The sequence below is a fragment of the Butyricicoccus pullicaecorum genome, assembly GCF_002160355.1.
In the GTDB taxonomy this organism is placed as follows: Bacteria; Bacillota; Clostridia; order Oscillospirales; family Butyricicoccaceae; genus Butyricicoccus; species Butyricicoccus pullicaecorum.
The window spans coordinates 83,180-100,507 of record NZ_NFKK01000004.1 but is presented as its reverse complement, the minus strand read 5'-3'; the positions used below and the strand labels follow the sequence as shown (position 1 = coordinate 100,507).

Sequence of the window (17,328 nt, the reverse complement as noted above, 5' to 3'; positions counted from 1 at the left end):
AGATCAAAGGAGTTGAGCCTTTATGCTGTGTCAGAACTGTGGTAAGAATGAAGCAACCATGTATTTCAGACAGACGGTCAACGGGCAGACCAAAGAGATGCATCTGTGCCCGGAATGTGCCGATCAGCTGGGCGTAAACAATCAGTTCGCCCAAAATTTCCATTCCAGTTTCGCAAAACCGTTCGGTTCGTGGTTTGACGACGATCCGTTTTTCACCCAGCCGTTCCAGTCGCTGTTCGGCGCACCGTTTTCGCAGACCGCACAGCTTGGCGGCGGCAGACGCTGCCCGACGTGCGGCATGACCGAATCGGAGCTGCAGCGGAGTGGCCGTGCAGGCTGCGCCGACTGCTATAAGACCTTCGAGGACATCTTAACGCCGTACATCCGCAAGCTGCAAGGCGCGACCGCACACGTCGGTCAGGCGCCCAAGGCACAAAACGATGCACAGCCTGTGGAAAACCCGACGGCCTCGCTCAAGCAGAAACTGACCGAAGCCATAGGGCAGGAAAATTATGAGGAGGCCGCGCGGCTGCGCGACGAAATTCGTCGATTGGAGGGTGAAAACCATGCGTAATTATGCCATTCACGGCGGCTTTACCGGACTTGCCGCTTCTACCCGCGTCCGTCTGGCGCGTAACGTCAAGGGTTACCCCTACCGCAATTTAACACCCGGCCAGCTGAGCGAGATTGCAAATAAGGTCTGGGACGCACTTTCTGCCGCACCGGCCGTCGCAAACGGCCTGCACATGACCGATGTCCGCGCAGGCAGTCAGGAAGCCATGCAGCTGATCGAGAAACACATGATTTCCCCGGAGTTTGCCAAGAAGGGCGGCAAGCTGATCGCCTCAGACAGCGGTGACATCGCCATTATGCTGGGCGAGGAAGATCACATCCGCTTGCAGGTCATGGGCACCGGCTTGTGCCCCAAGGAGTGCATGGAGACGGCAAAACGCATTGCCGATCTGATCGAAAACCGTGTCCCCTTTGATTACAGCGACCAGCTGGGCTACCTCACCGCTTGCCCGTCCAATCTGGGCACTGGCCTGCGCGTGTCGGTTATGCTCCACCTGCCTGTTTTGACCCAGTCGGGCGCAGCCGAACGACTGGTCGGCTGGGCGGCTCGTCAGGGCTTCACCGTGCGCGGTGCGTACGGCGAGGGCACCCGCGCCGCAGGCGGTTTCTATCAGATTTCCAACCAGATCACTCTGGGTCTCAGCGAGGACGCGATCGTCGATAAACTCATCACCGCCGCAACCGAGGTCATCGATCAGGAGAAAAAGGCACGCGAACAGCTCAGAAGCCAGAACGAAGACGCATTGTTTGACCGTATCGCTCGCTCGGCTGGCGTCCTGCGCCACGCAAGATTGCTGCCCAGTCAGGAAGCTGTTACCTGTATTTCCGATGTGCTCATCGGCTTGCAGATGGGTTATCTGACCGGTGTTTCCCCGGAAGAACTCATCGAGACAGAACAGATGACTCAACCGGCTTTGATCGCCGGCGCTCCGCATGAACGCGACCGCGTCCGCGCACAGAAATTGCGTGAAGTCACTGAGAACTTGAGAATTCAGGGCTAACGACATCCCGCCCGCAGGCGAATTAAAGCTTTCGCCAGCCTTTCTCGAAAGGCTGCGGGTTCTCAGGGCAGAGCCCTGAGACGCGCTCCGGCCCGTAGGTCACTATCCTTATTTCCGCGCTGTGCGCGGATAAAATGAGTGCTAGAGCGCGGAACTCCCCTCTTGAAACCCGGTGTCCGACCCGGGTTTCAACCCAAAAATAACAAAAAAAGCGCGACCCGCGGGTCGCGCTTCTCATGAAAATTTTTGTTGATTCCGGCTGAGGCCGGAATCAAGAAGAGATTTCGCCATCTGCGGATGGCGACCAGGTTCCACCTGGACGGGCCAGGCTGCGCGCCTGGACTGCGCCGGGCCGCAGGCCCGGACCCATTTTGAAATTTCATCCTAAATTTACGTTTTCTCTCCCGAAAGGAGTGTATCTATATGCTTTACAACAACCGCTTCACCGACCGTGCATCTTCGGCGCTCCAGCTTGCGCAGGAAGCCGCTGGACGCATGGGTCATAACTACGTCGGTTCCGAGCATCTGCTCGACGGCCTTGTACTGGAAGGCGGCGGCATGGCTGCCAAAGTGCTGACCGAGGCCGGTGTGACCGCTCAGAAAATCGAACAGCAGATTGAGAAGCTGGTCGGCTTCGGCGCACCCGACCCGTCTGCACCGCAGGGTCTGACCCCGCGCACCAAGCGCATCGTCGAACTGGCAGTCGCAGCCGCATCCCAGCTTGGTCATAGCTACGTCGGCACCGAGCACCTTCTGTACGGCCTGCTGTACGAGGGTCAGAATGTCGCAATCACCATCCTGAACGCCCTCGGCGTGGATTCCCGCAGCCTGATGCAGACGCTGTCGCAGCACATGGGCGAGCACCAGCCGACCGGCGGCGCAGCCGGTCAGAGCGCATCCGAACCGGAAGCTGCCGGCGGCGCTGGCAAGGCGCTGGCACAGTACGGCAAGGATCTGACCAAGGCTGCCCGTGACGGTCAGCTCGACCCGGTCATCGGCCGTAAGAACGAGATCGACCGCGTCATCCAGATTCTGTCCCGCCGTACCAAGAATAACCCGGCACTGGTTGGCGACCCGGGTGTCGGCAAGACCGCAGTTGCCGAGGGTCTGGCGCAGAAGATCGCGTCGGGAGACGTACCGGATAACCTGAAGGACAAAAAGCTGATCGCACTTGACCTGACCGGCATGATCGCAGGCGCAAAGTACCGCGGCGAGTTCGAGGAGCGCATCAAGAGCGTTCTGGAGGAGCTGCAAAAGGATAAAAACGTCATCCTCTTCATCGATGAGCTGCACATGATCGTCGGCGCAGGTGCCGCAGAGGGCGCAGTCGACGCTGCAAATATCTTAAAGCCCGCACTCGCTCGCGGTGACATCCAGATCATCGGCGCAACCACGCTCGATGAGTACCGCAAGCACATCGAGAAGGATGCAGCACTCGAGCGTCGTTTCCAGCCGGTCACGGTCAACGAGCCGTCGCCCGAGGAGGCTGTGCAGATTCTGACCGGTCTGCGCGACCGCTACGAGGCACACCACGGCATTAAGATTTCCGACGAGGCCATCGAGGCAGCCGTTAAGCTGTCTGTCCGCTATGTTTCGGGTCGTCAGCTGCCGGATAAGGCAATCGACCTGATCGATGAGGCATGCTCGCGTGTTCGCATGCAGGCCATGACTCCTCCGCCCGACCTCAAGACCCTCGAGGACGAAATTTCCGCCCTGTCTGCCAAGAAGGACGAGGCCGTCCGTGCGCAGGATTATGAGCAGGCTGCTAAGCTGCGCGACGAGCAGACAGCAAAGCAGGCCGAGGCTGACAAGCAGCGCAAGGCATGGGAGGACACCAAGGCAACCGCACGTGATACGGTATCGGCTGACGATATTGCCGAGGTCATCGCAGGCTGGACGGGTATTCCGGCAGCTCGCCTGACCGAGGACGAAGGCCAGCGCCTGTTACAGCTCGAGGATACCCTGCATGCACGTGTGATCGGCCAGGACGAGGCTGTGAACGCCGTTGCCCGCGCCATCCGCCGTGGCCGTGTCGGCCTGCGCGACCCCAAGCGCCCGATTGGTTCGTTTATCTTCCTCGGCCCCACCGGTGTCGGCAAGACCGAGCTGTGCAAGACCTTGGCAGAAGCCCTGTTCGGTGACGAAAACGCAATGCTGCGCTTCGATATGTCCGAGTATATGGAGAAACACAGCGTTGCCCGCATGATCGGTTCGCCTCCGGGATACGTCGGCTATGACGAGGGCGGCCAGCTGACCGAGAAGGTCAGAAGAAAGCCGTACTCGGTTGTCCTGTTCGACGAGATCGAGAAGGCACACCCCGATGTCTTTAACATCCTGCTCCAGATTCTGGAAGATGGCCAGCTGACCGACGGCCAGGGTCGTAAGGTGGACTTCAAGAACACTGTGCTCATCATGACCTCCAACATCGGCGCACAGAAGATCACCGGCAAGGGCCGTAAAACCCTGGGCTTCGGCGGCGACGAGCAGCCCACCGGCGAGCAGAGCTTCGAGGACATCAAGAAGGAAGTTCTGTCCGACCTTAAGGAGGCATTCCGCCCCGAACTCATCAACCGTATCGACGAGATCATCGTCTTTAACCGCCTGACCGAGGAGGAAATCGGTAAGATCGCAGACGGCATGCTGCGTCAGGTTGCATCCCGCATGGACGAGATGGAGCTGACGATGGATTGGACTCCGGCAGCGCGTGCACATCTGGTCAAGGCTGGTTTCGACCCGATCTACGGCGCTCGTCCGCTCAGACGTGCCATCCAGTCCGAGGTCGAGGACCTCGTCGCTGAGGACTTCCTGCGCGGCAATGTCCAGCGCGGTCAGCACGTTACTTTGGACGAGGAGGACGGTAAACTGGTTCTCAAACCCACTCAGACCGTTGAGGAAAATAAGGACTAATCTCCGCACCCCTTACTGAAAGTTTCGCCAGCCTTTTCAAAGGCTGCGGGTTCTCAGGGCAGAGCCCTGAGTCGGACTCCGCAGAGTCCGAAACTCCCCTCTTGAAACCCGGTGTCCGACCCGGGTTTCAATGAAACTCTCGTTTTCAATCGCTCGCCGCAGCGAGCGAAACTCCCCTCTTGATTCCGGCCTTTTGACCGGAATCAATCAAAAATAATGAAAAAGCGCGACCCGCAGGTCGCGCAACTCTTCTCCGTTCATGGCTTGGCCGAGCAAGTCGGCCACAGCCTTACGGGAAAACGCCCCACAGGGGCCTTTTCTCAATCCGTAAGGCTCATAGACCCGATCATTAGATCGGGTCTTTTTTTATTCTTTTCATGCAGCCTGTCACGCACCACATCCAGCCGACACCTGCACCGGCTTTCTCACTGCTTTAGCTACTCTCAGCACCAGATAAACGCCGAAAATCACCGTGTACAGCACAATATCCATCCACTTCTTTTCAAATTTCGGGATAAACAGTACCATAACATGCACGTAGATGAGGCCAAAGAACAGATACGCCAAACGCTGGAGCTTCTTCCAGTCTCCCCCACGCATCTTGCCGCGGATGGCCTTGAACGAGGTCACCATCAGCGGGAGCATCACCGCAATCATCACAATCGAAATGATGGCTGCCGCCATGGTCTGGGGCTTCATCTCGGCAGGATTGGTAAAGAGCATCACAAAGTGCTTTTTGCCGTAAATGATGTTGTGACCGAGGGTCAGGATGCACGCGATGATGGACAGCTGACCGCGTACACCCATGAGCTTGCGCACAGCGGGACGCTTTGCGTCCAGCGCACCCACATACATGATGACCATAAACATGGCGGTGGACAGTGCGCCGCGCTTAAAGGGGTTTACGATGTGGTCGGTGAGCCATTCGGGCGCGATATCGCGCCAGCCGAGCTGGTAATACAGGACTTCAGCGACGACGATGAGCACCGCGAGGGCGTAAAACGCGCCGGCGTGTTTGCGGATTGCGCCATGACAGCCGAGGGCGAAAATGAGCGTGAGTACGAGAGATACCAGGATATAGGGGTACATACCATTCCTCCTTCTTTGTGTGAGAGATCGATTAGTTAGTCATAGCTAACTGTCTGAGAGTATATAACAGAAATTTCGATAAGTCAACTATTTTGTCGTGTAAAGTCTTAAATAAATCTTAAAATAATCTTAAACTGTCCTTAATTGGAGTTATTAAGAGAAAATGGTATGATGGAAACAGAGGGAGACGGACGTTTTTGCAGCGAAGCGGGAAAAAAGAAAACCGTTCCCGGCGGGAACGGTTTTTATGAGCGCGCTTTGCGCGCAAAGGGTCTTGCTCGCTGAGGCGAGCGTTCTTTAGTTATTTTTTAATTGAAACCCGGGCCGAACACCGGGTTTCAAGAGGGGATTTCGCCCGTTGCGACGGGCGACTCAGGGCTCTGCCCTGAGAACCCGCAGCCTTTGAAAAGGCTGGCGAAACTTTCAGTGATGGGTGCGGTGGTTATCGTTACTTTCGACCGAGCAATTTCCGCGCGAAGCCTTTGAGTTTCTCCATGCCGCTTGTCTTGGTATAATCTGCGACGACGGCGGCGAGGGGTTCATTTTCCAGTCGCTTCATAGCCTCGTTTCTCTGCGGGTGATCGTGCGCCGAGGTGGTGACAGCGGGGTTATACTGTGTTGCCTGGGCAAAAGTGACGGCTTTACTCTCCACCCGATCCGCGATAGCCGCGAGGGCTTTTTTGCCCTGTTCGGTCTGCACGAGCACGAGCGAAGTACCCTTATCATCGTCCATATCGGGCAGGAATTTTTCGATGCCCCAGAAGTCGCCCAGGGTGAGGTCGGCGTAGCCGCCGGTTTTAGCTGGGCAATCGGTGCACGAGGGACGGTTATAGAGGTCACGCAGGAAGCCCTTCATATACGGGTCGTCCATGACCGGGCGCAGAATCTCCTTGCCATCGACGAAGTAGTTGGTTGCGTATCGCTTCCAGCTCTGGCGTTTGTCGCGCAGGCGCACGTCGGTGACCGTGCCCAGTTCATGCAGGTTCTTTTCCCAGATTTTAGGAGACGGCACGCCGTGGCAGACGATGGCGACCGTGAGTACCTTGTCGGCGTCGCCGCCGAGGTAAGCACGCAGACCGGCGGTCTGGCAGGGCGTACCCGAGAACAGAACCGGGGTGTTGTTGTCTACGAGGTCACGAATCTGGCGGAACACGTCGCCGAGGTCGGACTGCACATATTTTGCGCCGCGCATGGGCTCCACGCCGGTTTCGTCCCAGGCGATGACGTGCTGGACGCGGAAATCGTCGCCGAATACCGCGCCGCACACCGCGCCGCCATGGTTCAGAACATCGGTGGACAGCAGCGAGAACACGCCGCCCGACGAGGAGAACCGGCGCAGGATGTCGTCCTTTGCGCGTACGGCCATAGCCTGCGGCTGGGGCGGATTGGGCTTGCGGTTCAGGCACGGGCAGACGGCTTCGCAGGCGTCGCAGCCGATGCACAGGTCAGGATTGACGACCGGATAGGAAAAACCCTCGTCATCTGTCTGCATGGTGATGCAGTTTTGCGGGCAGACCGACACGCAGGCGGTGCAGCCGCAGCATTTGGTTTTATCGGTAATCTGAATCATAATAGCGTTCACCTTTTCTGTTAACTCTCGAAATAGAGCGGATAAGGGTATTATACCACAGATTCGTGAAAAGTCGAACGGCTGGCATGCAGAAGGCAGAGAAATGACCGGAGTCAGGAGATATCTGCCAAAATGGATAAAAAACGTCTTAAAATTTTGTTGATATTTTTTTACAATTCAGGTAACAAAATGGAATCAAGGATCGTCTAATAAGTAGTGAGAAAAAATGCAGGCGGAGGGGGAAAGAATCATGCCGATACCGATGAAAAGAAAGACAGGGTATGCGTTTGCGTACGGATCGCTCGCGATTGCAGGAATCTTCATGCTGCTATATCTGCGGTCGGGCTGGATTCTGCACCCGCTGCCCGTGGTTTTATACGGCGGACTGGGTCTGACGCTGGTAGCGTCGGTGGTCGGAGCCATTATCTTGGCAGCCGACGGCGTGCGATTGCTGCTGCGCCGACCGGTGGGACGATGGTATAAGATCGTGCTGGATTTTGTGCCGCTTTTGCTGTGGCTGATATTTTGGATGCTTTGACGGCGAGAAAGCCGAAGGGGTGAAGGACGGATGGAGAGACAGAGAACCCCGATCCTGTGCGCCGTAGGTGCAGGATTGTTGTTTGCAGCGCTGATTACGGATGGATTTATCTTTGTGCGCCGACCGGAGACCGGAGCGGTGCTGTTTGTGGGCGAATTGCTGGTGGTACGCCTTGTGTGCATGGGACTGACAGCCGCCGGACTTGCGGCCTGCCGCGCACGCACGCGCACCCAGACCGGACGCATCTATCTGCTTGGACTGACGGTAGCGGTTGTCCTGTCGGTGGTGCAGCTGAGCATGCTCACGGTGGACGGACCGTCGATCGACCTGTCCCAGTTCACACCGGGCTTTGTGCTCATGCTGCTGGGCACGGCGGTCATCTGCCGCCGCACCGCATTGCACGCGGCACTCGACTGCGCAGCTTTGGGACTGAGTGCCTTGATCTGGCTGTCACCGGAATGGCTGTTCGGCTGGGGCGTGAGCGCATGCTTTTTCGACGTGCTGTGCATCACCACCACCCTGTTTTTGCTGCCTGCTACGGACGCAGCTTATCGCGCCCTCACCCGCTCGACGCGCCGGGAACTGTAAAAGAAAGCTCGCACCCAAATTGAAGCTTTCGCTCAAGCCTTTCTCGAAAGGCTTGCGGGTCCTCAGGGCAGAGCCCTGAGTCGCCCGTCGCAACGGGCGAAATCCCCTTTTGAAACCCGGTGTCGACCCGGGTTTCAACAAAAAAATAAAAAAAGCGCTCGCCGCAGCGAGCAAGACTCTCTGCGCGCCTGGCGCGCTCATAGAATCCGTTCCCACCGGAACGGATTCCCACCTCCCTACCCTTCCATTTCTGCATATCAAAAGACCGCTCTTTCGAGCGGTCTTTTTTTATACCCATTTTGCAATTTTACCCGGTCGTAAACGAGTCGACCAGCCAGTCGCCCGACGCATTCTGGGTCAGCCAGACATAGAACGAGGTCTCGGTGTCGGGGTAGAGTGCCGAAGTCGGCGCGGTTTCCATCTGGACAGCGACCAGAAAACCCTCTTTATCCTCGATGGTCTGCTTCTGGATATTTTCGGCCTTGGCCCAGACCATGCCGAAGACATCGCCGTCGTGGAAATACGTGTCTACACAGTCCTCGGTGCAGTAATCCTGCATGGACTGGTAGTTTGCGGTCTCGAACGCGGCAAAGAAGGCCTGTACCGTGTCCTCGGGAGAGGTTTCCGCTTGCCCACCCGATTGACAGGCGGCGAGCAGCACACACAGCAAGGTCAGACAGAGAATGGCGATTTTTTTCATAGCCGACACACTCCTTTAAATTCCAGTTTTTCTTACCGCATTATCCTGGAAGCGGAAGAACTTGGGATGGTGGCGCGATTGCGTGTACTCAAACATCACACCGTCCCCATTGTAAGTCTGACTGCTGACCACAGCCAGACAGTTGCAGTCATCCATGTCGAGGTATTGCAGGTCAAGTCCGTCCGCCTTTTCAACCGTCACCACACGCTTGCTGTTGATAATGGCGACGTGCAAGTCCTGCTCGAGATAGCGATAGATCGAGCCCGACGCGATCTCAGCGGTCAGCCCGACCGCGACATCCTGCCGAAAATAGCTGTGGTTTAGAATCAGCGGCCGATCGTTTAGATAGTGCAGACGGCGCAGATAATAGAGCGGCGTGCCGACCGGAAAACCGGTGCGCCGCGCCAGCGACTCGTCGGCCTCGAGGGGCATAAAGCACAGGATGGTGCTGGTGCCGCGCCAGTGGTTGCGGGCAGCGGACTCGGCGAAGGATTCGATGCCGCCGAGGGTAAAGGTAGCCTGACCGGAGGGCTGGAAGATGCAGCGCACGCCCTTGCCCTGCATGGTCTGGACGTAGCCGGCGCGGACCAGCTCGGCGACTGCACGGCGGAGCGTGCCGCGGGAGCAGTCAAACTCAACGATGAGCTTGTTTTCCGAGGGCAGCAGCTCCTGCGGGGGGTAAAAACCGGACTCAATCCTGCTTTTCAGTTCGCGATAAATTTGTTCGTAGATAGCCTTTGGCATGGACGACCCTCACTCTCATCGGACGCGGAAAGCCGTCCGGATGTGAATTCTAAACCCTATTATATCGCACAAAGGAGCGCTTGCCAATCCTGGAATTGTGCGCAAACCGACTGGTCAGAGTGCCTAAAAAAGAATTTGATTTTTTGGTCAAAAATCGCCTTGCAATCGGGATGAAAAAGGGGTATCTTATGTACAAGCAAAATAACTTGTTTAAACAAGTTGAGTACAAGGAAACAAATGAAAGAGGAGGAACCCCATTTATGGCAAAATACCAGCAGGCAGTCCAAACGCTGCTGGATGAAATTGGCGGCAAGGCCAACATCCAGGCAGTTTCCCACTGTATGACGCGCATGCGTTTCGTGCTCGTGGACCCGAAAAAGGCCAACGAAAAGGCCATCGAAGCCATCCCGTGCGTCAAGGGTACGTTCACCCAGGCCGGACAGTATCAGGTCATCATCGGAAACGACGTTGCGACCTTCTATCAGGAATTTACCAAGTACGCGGGCATCGAGGGCGTGAGTAAGGACGCGGTCAAGAGCGCGGCCAAGACCAACCAGAACCCGGTACAGCGCGTCGTGGGCGCACTGGGCGAAATCTTTGCCCCCATCATCCCGGCACTGATCTGCGGCGGTCTGATTTTGGGTTTCCGCAACCTCATCGGTGAGGTCAATTTGCTGGGCGGCGGCACGCAGTCGCTGACCGATGTATCCCAGTTCTGGGCGGGACTGTATAACTTCCTGTGGCTGATCGGTGAGGCCATCTTCCACTTTCTGCCGGTTGGTATCACCTGGTCGATCACCAAGAAGATGGGCACGACCCAGATTCTCGGTATCGTACTCGGCCTGACGCTCATCTCTCCCCAGCTCTTAAACGGCTTCTCGGTCGCAACCACCGCAGCCGAAGACATTCCGGTCTGGGATTTCGGCTTTGCACAGGTACAGATGATCGGCTATCAGGGTCAGGTCATCGCGGCCATTTTGGCAGGCTTCGTCCTAGTTTATCTTGAGAAATTCTTCCAGAAGATTTGCCCGGAAGTCATCCGCATGGTTGTCGTTCCCTTCTGCGCACTTGTTCCCGCTGTACTCATCGCACACACCGTAGTCGGCCCGATTGGCTGGAAAATCGGTGATTTTATCGCAAATATCGTCAACATGGGTCTTGCATCCAATGTCAAGCTGCTCTTTGCCGCACTGTTCGGCCTGCTGTACGCGCCGATCGTTATGACCGGTCTGCACCACATGACCAATGCCATCGACTCCCAGCTGGTCAACACCTACGGCGGCACCAACCTCTGGCCGATGATCGCGCTGTCCAATATTGCGCAGGGCTCGGCTGTTCTGGGCATGATCGTCCTGCAAAAGCGCAACGAGCGCGCCCAGCAGATCAACATTCCGGCATGTATCTCCTGCTACCTCGGCGTTACCGAACCTGCACTGTTCGGTGTTAATATGAAATATGTATTCCCGCTGGTGTGCGGCATGATTGGCTCGGCCTGCGCGGCCATGATCTCGATCGGCACGGGCGTGACCGCAATTTCCATCGGTGTCGGCGGCCTGCCGGGCATCCTGTCTATCTTCCCCGAGTATTGGGTCAACTTCCTGCTCGCGATGCTGACCGCGATCGTCGTTCCCTTTGTCCTGACCATCGTGGTCGGCAGCCGCAAGCTTGGCCGTGAGGAGCGCGGCCTTGTGACCGCAGGCGCACCGGCAGCCGCAGAGAGCGTACCCGAAACCACTTCTCAGACCCCTGCACCGGCCACCACCCAGCAGGCAGACAACGTCCTGACCGCCATTGCAGATGGCCGCGTCATTCCGCTGTCCGACGTACCCGACGAAGTATTTTCTCAGGGCGTTATGGGCGACGGCGTGGCCTTCGAGCCGACCGGCGATACCATTTACGCACCGGCAGACGCTGAAATCACGGTCGTCATGGCCGATACCAAGCACGCATGCGGCCTGCGCATGAACGACGGCACCGAACTGCTCATCCACGTTGGCGTAGATACGGTGGACATGGGCGGCGACGGCTTCACCCTGCACGTATCCGAGGGTGATAAGGTGCGCCGCGGCGATGCACTCATTACCTTTGACGCAAACAAGATCGCAGCCGCAGGCCACCCGACGACCACCATGCTGATCGTCACCGACCCGGGCGCACACAGCCTGACCACTCATACCGGCCGTGAGGTCAAGCACGGCGAGACCCCGGTCGCTGAACTGGGCTGACACCTGTTTTTTAGGAGGCAAAATTTCCATGTACGATTTCCGCAAAAGCGTTGTCTATCAGATTTATCCCAAGTCGTTCTGTGACACGAACGGCGACGGACTGGGCGATCTGCGCGGCGTGACCGCCAAGCTGGATTACCTCAAAACGCTGGGCGTCGACTATATCTGGATGACCCCGTTTTTCGTCTCGCCCCAGCGCGATAACGGCTACGACGTGGCCGATTACCGCAATATCGACCCCAGATTCGGCACGATGGAGGACTTTGAGACGCTGTGCCGCGAGGCCAAGGCGCGCGATATCCGCGTGATGCTGGACATGGTGTTTAACCACACCTCGACCGAACACGAGTGGTTCCGCAAGGCACTCGCAGGCGACCCCAAGTACGAAAATTACTACATCTGGAAGGACGGCGACCCGGACACCCCGCCCAATAACTGGCAGAGCAAGTTCGGCGGCAGCGCGTGGGCGTACGTCCCGGAGAAGGGCAAGTGGTATTTGCACCTGTTCGACCCCACCCAGGCCGACCTCAACTGGGAAAACCCGGACGTGCGGCATGAGGTGCAGGAAGTCATCCGTTTCTGGATGAGCAAGGGAGTCAAGGGCTTCCGCTTTGACGTGGTCAACCTCATCAGCAAGGGCTCGTATGAGAGCGACGATCAGGGCGATGGCCGCAGATTCTATACCGACGGCCCGCGCGTGCATGAGTACCTGCACGAACTCAACCAGGCCACCTTCGGCACCGATGCCGAGATCGTGACCGTGGGCGAGATGTCGAGCACGAGCATGGAAAATTGCTACCGCTACGCGGGCGCGGACACCGGCGAGCTGTCCATGACCTTCTCCTTCCATCACCTCAAGGTAGACTTTGTGGGCAATGAGAAGTGGGTACTCGTCCCCTTCGACTTCCAGAAACTCAAGGACATCCTGTTCTCGTGGCAGACCGGCATGACCGAACACAACGCATGGAACGCTGTTTTCTGGTGCAACCACGACCAGCCCCGCGTCGTGTCACGATTTGGCGACGAGGGCGAATACTGGAAGCAGTCGGCCAAGATGCTGGGCACGGTCATCCATTGCCTGCGCGGCACACCGTACGTCTATCAGGGCGAGGAACTGGGCATGACCAACGCCGGCTTTACCTCGCTCGACCAGTACCGCGACGTCGAGAGCATCAACCATTACCACATCCTGCGCGCACGCGGCCTGCATGAGGACAGCGTTTACGATATCCTGCGCGTGCATTCCCGCGATAACAGCCGTACCCCGATGCAGTGGGACGACAGCGCACAGGGCGGCTTCACGAGCGGTACGCCGTGGCTGTCGGTCAACCCCAATACCAAGACCATCAACGCCGAAAGCCAGATCGACGACCCGGACTCGATTTTCAACCACTACCGCAAACTCATCGCCCTGCGTAAGCAGTACGACGTGATTTCTGCCGGTGATTTTGCACCTCTCGACCAGAAAAACCCCAGCGTACTCGCCTATACCCGTACTTTGGGCGACGAGCAGATCGTGGTCGTCAATAACTTCTACCGCACCGAGACCGACTGGACGTGCCCCATCGACCTGACCGGCTTTACCTGCCTGCTGAGTAACTACCCCGACACCGAAGTGCAGCCCAAACTCCACCTGCGCCCCTACGAGTCGGTCATCCTGTACCGCGGCTGATCTTCAGCTTGCAGCGACGAAAAAATTTCCTGCGCCTGTGGCGCGTATAAAATTTCGTAAAAAGTCGCGACATGCGCGTGACTTTTTACACAGAAAAATGCCCGAATCCGCTCATTTATGCGCGGTTTCGGGTATTCTGCGTCCAGAGCGCTTTGCGCGGCGGACGTCTGCTCGTCGAAAAACCAGAGTTTTTCGACGACCTGAGTCATGCACAGCCTGTGCATGACTTTTTTCTTTCCCAAGTAGGGAAAAATTATCCCCACCCTGTGGATAAACAAGGGCAAAAGAAGAGAAAATTGGAGAAAATGACGATTTTTTGCTGCGTGACAGGAAATTACCACAATATTACAAAACAAAATGCATAATACTCCGTCATTTTACCTATCTATTTGCAGGAAAAACCGTCAATAAATTGCTTTTGGCTTGAAAACTGTGCAAAATGCACAAAGAACAAACAGTAAAAAGGTGGAAGTTGCCAGAACCTATTTCTTTTCATATATGTTATAATAAACGTGCTGGTGAGAACCGGAAATTTGGACGAAATGACGAATCAACTCAGGATTCATCGAACACGGACGAAACGGAGGCAAACGGAATATGAAAAAATATGTGTATCTGTTCTCTGAGGGTAACGGCTCCATGCGTGAACTGCTGGGCGGCAAGGGCGCAAACCTGGCCGAAATGACCGGTCTGGGCATGCCTGTGCCGCAGGGCTTTACCATCACCACCGAGGCCTGCACCCGTTACTATGAGGATGGCCGCCAGATCTATCCCGATATTCAGGAACAGATCATGGAATACCTCGATAAGCTCGAGAAGATGACCGGCAAGCACCTGGGCAATCCCGATTCCCCGCTGCTCGTATCGGTTCGCTCGGGCGCACGCGCATCCATGCCCGGTATGATGGATACCATCCTGAACCTCGGCATGAACGACGTCATCTGCGACGCCGTTGCAAAGCTGACCGGCAACCCGCGCTTTGCACGCGATTCGTACCGCCGTTTCATCCAGATGTTCTCGGATGTCGTTATGGAGCTGCCGAAGAGCACCTTTGAGCAGTTCATCGATCAGGTCAAGGAAAAACGCGGCGTCACCCACGACAACGAGCTGGACGAGAACGACATGCTCGAACTGATCAACCTGTTCAAGGACCACTACGAAAAGAACATCGGCGAGCCCTTCCCGCAGGACCCCAAGAAGCAGCTGATGGAAGCTGTCCGCGCAGTATTCCGCTCCTGGGACAACCCGCGTGCAAATACTTACCGCCGCATGAACGATATCCCCTACTCCTGGGGTACCGCAGTTAACGTACAGTCGATGGTCTTCGGCAACATGGGCGAGACCTCGGGTACCGGCGTTGCATTTACCCGTAACCCGGCAACCGGCGAGAAGAAGCTGTACGGCGAATTCCTGATGAACGCACAGGGCGAGGACGTTGTTGCAGGTATCCGTACCCCGCAGCCGATCTCCGCACTGCAGGACACCATGCCCGAAGTTTATCAGCAGTTTGTAGACATTTCCCAGCGCCTCGAGCAGCACTATAAGGACATGCAGGACATGGAGTTCACCATCGAGAATGGCAAGCTCTACATGCTCCAGACCCGTAACGGCAAGCGTACCGCACAGGCAGCGCTGAAGGTAGCCGTTGATCTGGTCGACGAGGGCATCTGCACCAAGGAGCAGGCGATTCTGAAGGTAGAACCGCACCAGCTCGACGCACTGCTGCACCCGACCTTCAATCCCGCAGCCCTCAAGGCAGCAACCCCGATCGCAACCGGCCTGCCCGCATCGCCCGGCGCAGCTTGCGGTGCCGTTTACTTCACCGCAGAGGAAGCCGTTGCAGCACATAAGACCGGTGCCAAGGTTGTCCTGGTTCGTCAGGAGACTTCGCCGGAGGATATCGACGGCATGGTATCGGCAGAGGGCGTTATGACCGCACGCGGCGGCATGACCTCGCACGCAGCCGTTGTCGCACGCGGCATGGGTACTTGCTGCGTTGCAGGCGTATCGGGCGTCAAGGTATCCGAGGAAAACAAGACCATTACCTTTGCAAACGGCACGGTTATGCACGAGGGCGACTTTATCTCGCTCGACGGCTCGACCGGCAACGTATATGTCGGCAAGATCGAGACCCAGGAAGCAGAGCTGACCGGTGATTTCGGCCGCTTCATGGGCTGGGCAGACGAGCTGCGCGTGCTCAAGGTACGCACCAACGGCGATACCCCGCGTGATGCAACGCAGGCACGTAAGTTCGGCGCAGAAGGCATCGGTCTGTGCCGCACTGAGCACATGTTCTTCGAGGAGAGCCGCATCAAGGCTGTCCGCGAAATGATTATCGCACCGGACGAGGCTCAGCGCCGTAAGGCTCTGGCTAAGATCCTGCCCATGCAGCGCGGCGACTTTGAAGCCATCTATCGCGCAATGGGCGGCCTGCCGGTAACCATCCGCCTGCTCGATCCCCCGCTCCACGAGTTCCTCCCGACCGATCCCGAGGATATCGCAGAGCTGGCTTCTGAAATGAACATCGAGGTCGATAAGCTGACGGGTATCATCGAAGGCCTGCACGAGTTTAACCCCATGCTGGGTACTCGCGGCTGCCGTCTGGACGTTCTGTATCCTGAAATCGCAGAGATGCAGACCGAGGCAATCATCTCGGCAGCAATCAACGTCTGGAAGGAAGACGGCCTGCGCATCACCCCCGAAATCATGGTTCCGCTGGTTGTCGACGTCAAGGAGCTGCGCTTTGTAAAGCGTAAGATCAAGGCAGTCGCAGATCAGCTGATCGAGAACGCTGGCATCCCGATGAAGTACATGGTTGGTACCATGGTCGAGACCCCGCGTGCAGCAATCACCGCTGGTCAGATCGCACAGGAGGCAGAGTTCTTCTCCTTCGGTACCAACGACCTGACTCAGATGACCTACGGCTTCTCCCGTGACGACGTGGGCAAGATCCTCGATCGCTACTTCGAAGAGAAGATCCTGGAGTCCGACCCGTTCGCTCGCCTGGATCAGGAAGGCGTCGGCCAGCTGGTTAAGATGGCAGTCGAGAACGGCCGTAAGACCCGCCCGGAGATCAAGCTTGGTATCTGCGGCGAGCACGGCGGCGACCTGTCCTCGGTTGAGTTCTGCCATAGAATCGGTCTGACCTACGTATCCTGCTCGCCGTACCGCGTGCCGATCGCACGTCTGGCAGCAGCACAGGCAGCTGTAAAGTATCCCAAGGACTAAGCCTCAGGGACAAAACTGAATGAGCCCGGATCGAATTGCGGAAACCGGCGAAATCTCCTATCTTAATTTAGCCCTCCGTGAATCGTCCAAATATCCCAAGAAGAGCACCGCTTGTCAAAGAGCGGTGCTTTTCGCATGTAAAAGAGGAAATCCCGCCCGAAGGCGAAATTGAAGCTTTCGCCAGCCTTTCTCGAAAGGCTGCGGGTTCTCAGGGCAGCGCCCTGAGCCGCGCTCCGCAGAGCGCGGAATCCCCTTTTGATTTTCCCGTCTCCCGCAAGGGAAAATCAACTAAAATTTGATTTTCAGCGCTCGCCGCAGCGAGCAAGACTCTTTTGCGCGCAAAGCGCGCTCATGAAAAACGCCTGAAGCGTTTTTCCCATGGCGGCTGGTGCCGCACCCCGTTCTCCGTTCATGGCTTGGCCGAGCAAGTCGGCCACAGCCTTGTGGGAAAACGCCCCACAGGGGCATTTTCTGATTCCACAAGGTTCCCCTT

General features: G+C 57.0%; 14 protein-coding genes. 10 read left to right on the top strand and 4 right to left on the bottom strand.

From position 1 onward, the window contains the following. Window positions 1-22: 22 nt before the first annotated feature. The 3 genes from B5F17_RS05055 to B5F17_RS05045 all read left to right on the top strand — a co-directional run bounded on the left by B5F17_RS05055 (window position 23) and on the right by B5F17_RS05045 (window position 4,481). Complete coding sequence (locus B5F17_RS05055; protein ID WP_087371492.1) at window positions 23-574, top strand: UvrB/UvrC motif-containing protein; 552 nt, start codon at window positions 23-25, stop codon at window positions 572-574. Continuing rightward, window positions 567-1,574, top strand: a complete 1,008-nt coding sequence (locus tag B5F17_RS05050; RefSeq protein WP_162608084.1) for an ATP--guanido phosphotransferase — start codon at window positions 567-569, stop codon at window positions 1,572-1,574. The genes B5F17_RS05055 and B5F17_RS05050 overlap by 8 nt, the downstream gene beginning before the upstream one ends. A 423-nt stretch (window positions 1,575-1,997) precedes the next feature. Beyond that, a complete protein-coding gene (locus B5F17_RS05045; RefSeq protein WP_087371487.1) occupies window positions 1,998-4,481 on the top strand; it encodes an ATP-dependent Clp protease ATP-binding subunit in 2,484 nt (827 codons plus the stop codon). Window positions 4,482-4,868: 387 nt separating this feature from the next. Here the strand turns inward: B5F17_RS05045 and B5F17_RS05040 are convergent, their stop codons facing one another. Together B5F17_RS05040 and B5F17_RS05035 are read right to left on the bottom strand one after the other, a co-directional pair. Continuing rightward, window positions 4,869-5,570: a hypothetical protein gene (locus tag B5F17_RS05040; protein ID WP_087371484.1), complete on the bottom strand. Its 702-nt coding sequence runs from the start codon at window positions 5,568-5,570 to the stop codon at window positions 4,869-4,871. Between the two features lie 448 nt (window positions 5,571-6,018). Then, complete coding sequence (locus B5F17_RS05035) at window positions 6,019-7,140, bottom strand: Coenzyme F420 hydrogenase/dehydrogenase, beta subunit C-terminal domain (protein ID WP_087371481.1); 1,122 nt, start codon at window positions 7,138-7,140, stop codon at window positions 6,019-6,021. A 262-nt stretch (window positions 7,141-7,402) separates the two neighbouring features. On the opposite strand from B5F17_RS05035, the gene B5F17_RS05030 reads away from it, so the two are divergent. Further along, window positions 7,403-7,678 (top strand): hypothetical protein, encoded by a 276-nt coding sequence (locus B5F17_RS05030; protein ID WP_143287677.1) that lies wholly within the window; start codon window positions 7,403-7,405, stop codon window positions 7,676-7,678. Between the two features lie 30 nt (window positions 7,679-7,708). After that, window positions 7,709-8,266 (top strand): hypothetical protein, encoded by a 558-nt coding sequence (locus B5F17_RS05025; RefSeq protein ID WP_087371476.1) that lies wholly within the window; start codon window positions 7,709-7,711, stop codon window positions 8,264-8,266. A 307-nt stretch (window positions 8,267-8,573) separates the two neighbouring features. Here B5F17_RS05025 and B5F17_RS05020 read toward each other — a convergent pair whose 3' ends face one another. Further along, the gene (locus tag B5F17_RS05020; protein WP_087371473.1) at window positions 8,574-8,966 is read right to left on the bottom strand and encodes a nuclear transport factor 2-like protein; all 393 of its coding nucleotides are present in this window, start codon (window positions 8,964-8,966) and stop codon (window positions 8,574-8,576) included. A gap of 15 nt (window positions 8,967-8,981) precedes the next feature. After that, on the bottom strand, window positions 8,982-9,710 hold the full coding sequence (locus tag B5F17_RS05015) for a GntR family transcriptional regulator (RefSeq protein WP_087371470.1): 729 nt from the start codon (window positions 9,708-9,710) through the stop codon (window positions 8,982-8,984). 260 nt (window positions 9,711-9,970) lie between these two features. Here B5F17_RS05015 and treP point away from each other — a divergent pair, with 260 nt between their 5' ends. The 5 genes from treP (at window position 9,971) to B5F17_RS14610 (ending at window position 17,134) form a co-directional block, all read left to right on the top strand. After that, window positions 9,971-11,935 carry a PTS system trehalose-specific EIIBC component gene (gene treP / locus B5F17_RS05010; RefSeq protein WP_087371467.1) on the top strand — a complete coding sequence of 655 codons (1,965 nt, stop codon included), beginning with the start codon at window positions 9,971-9,973 and terminating at the stop codon, window positions 11,933-11,935. Between the two features lie 28 nt (window positions 11,936-11,963). Next, the gene (gene treC, locus B5F17_RS05005; protein ID WP_087371465.1) at window positions 11,964-13,607 is read left to right on the top strand and encodes an alpha,alpha-phosphotrehalase; all 1,644 of its coding nucleotides are present in this window, start codon (window positions 11,964-11,966) and stop codon (window positions 13,605-13,607) included. A 71-nt stretch (window positions 13,608-13,678) separates the two neighbouring features. Further along, window positions 13,679-13,972: a hypothetical protein gene (locus tag B5F17_RS14615; RefSeq protein WP_143287676.1), complete on the top strand. Its 294-nt coding sequence runs from the start codon at window positions 13,679-13,681 to the stop codon at window positions 13,970-13,972. 232 nt (window positions 13,973-14,204) lie between these two features. Next, a complete protein-coding gene (ppdK, locus tag B5F17_RS04995) occupies window positions 14,205-16,835 on the top strand; it encodes a pyruvate, phosphate dikinase (protein ID WP_087371459.1) in 2,631 nt (876 codons plus the stop codon). A 77-nt stretch (window positions 16,836-16,912) separates the two neighbouring features. Further along, a complete protein-coding gene (locus tag B5F17_RS14610) occupies window positions 16,913-17,134 on the top strand; it encodes a hypothetical protein (protein WP_143287675.1) in 222 nt (73 codons plus the stop codon). Window positions 17,135-17,328: the final 194 nt, after the last annotated feature.

Bases quoted from the DNA above. Each gene is read 5' to 3' on its own strand.
- B5F17_RS05055 (WP_087371492.1), top strand. From the start codon at position 23: ATGCTGTGTCAGAACTGTGGTAAGAATGAAGCAACCATGTATTTCAGA.
- B5F17_RS05050 (WP_162608084.1), top strand. From the start codon at position 567: ATGCGTAATTATGCCATTCACGGCGGCTTTACCGGACTTGCCGCTTCT.
- B5F17_RS05045 (WP_087371487.1), top strand. From the start codon at position 1,998: ATGCTTTACAACAACCGCTTCACCGACCGTGCATCTTCGGCGCTCCAG.
- B5F17_RS05040 (WP_087371484.1), bottom strand. From the start codon at position 5,570: ATGTACCCCTATATCCTGGTATCTCTCGTACTCACGCTCATTTTCGCC.
- B5F17_RS05035 (WP_087371481.1), bottom strand. From the start codon at position 7,140: ATGATTCAGATTACCGATAAAACCAAATGCTGCGGCTGCACCGCCTGC.
- B5F17_RS05030 (WP_143287677.1), top strand. From the start codon at position 7,403: ATGAAAAGAAAGACAGGGTATGCGTTTGCGTACGGATCGCTCGCGATT.
- B5F17_RS05025 (WP_087371476.1), top strand. From the start codon at position 7,709: ATGGAGAGACAGAGAACCCCGATCCTGTGCGCCGTAGGTGCAGGATTG.
- B5F17_RS05020 (WP_087371473.1), bottom strand. From the start codon at position 8,966: ATGAAAAAAATCGCCATTCTCTGTCTGACCTTGCTGTGTGTGCTGCTC.
- B5F17_RS05015 (WP_087371470.1), bottom strand. From the start codon at position 9,710: ATGCCAAAGGCTATCTACGAACAAATTTATCGCGAACTGAAAAGCAGG.
- treP (WP_087371467.1), top strand. From the start codon at position 9,971: ATGGCAAAATACCAGCAGGCAGTCCAAACGCTGCTGGATGAAATTGGC.
- treC (WP_087371465.1), top strand. From the start codon at position 11,964: ATGTACGATTTCCGCAAAAGCGTTGTCTATCAGATTTATCCCAAGTCG.
- B5F17_RS14615 (WP_143287676.1), top strand. From the start codon at position 13,679: ATGCGCGTGACTTTTTACACAGAAAAATGCCCGAATCCGCTCATTTAT.
- ppdK (WP_087371459.1), top strand. From the start codon at position 14,205: ATGAAAAAATATGTGTATCTGTTCTCTGAGGGTAACGGCTCCATGCGT.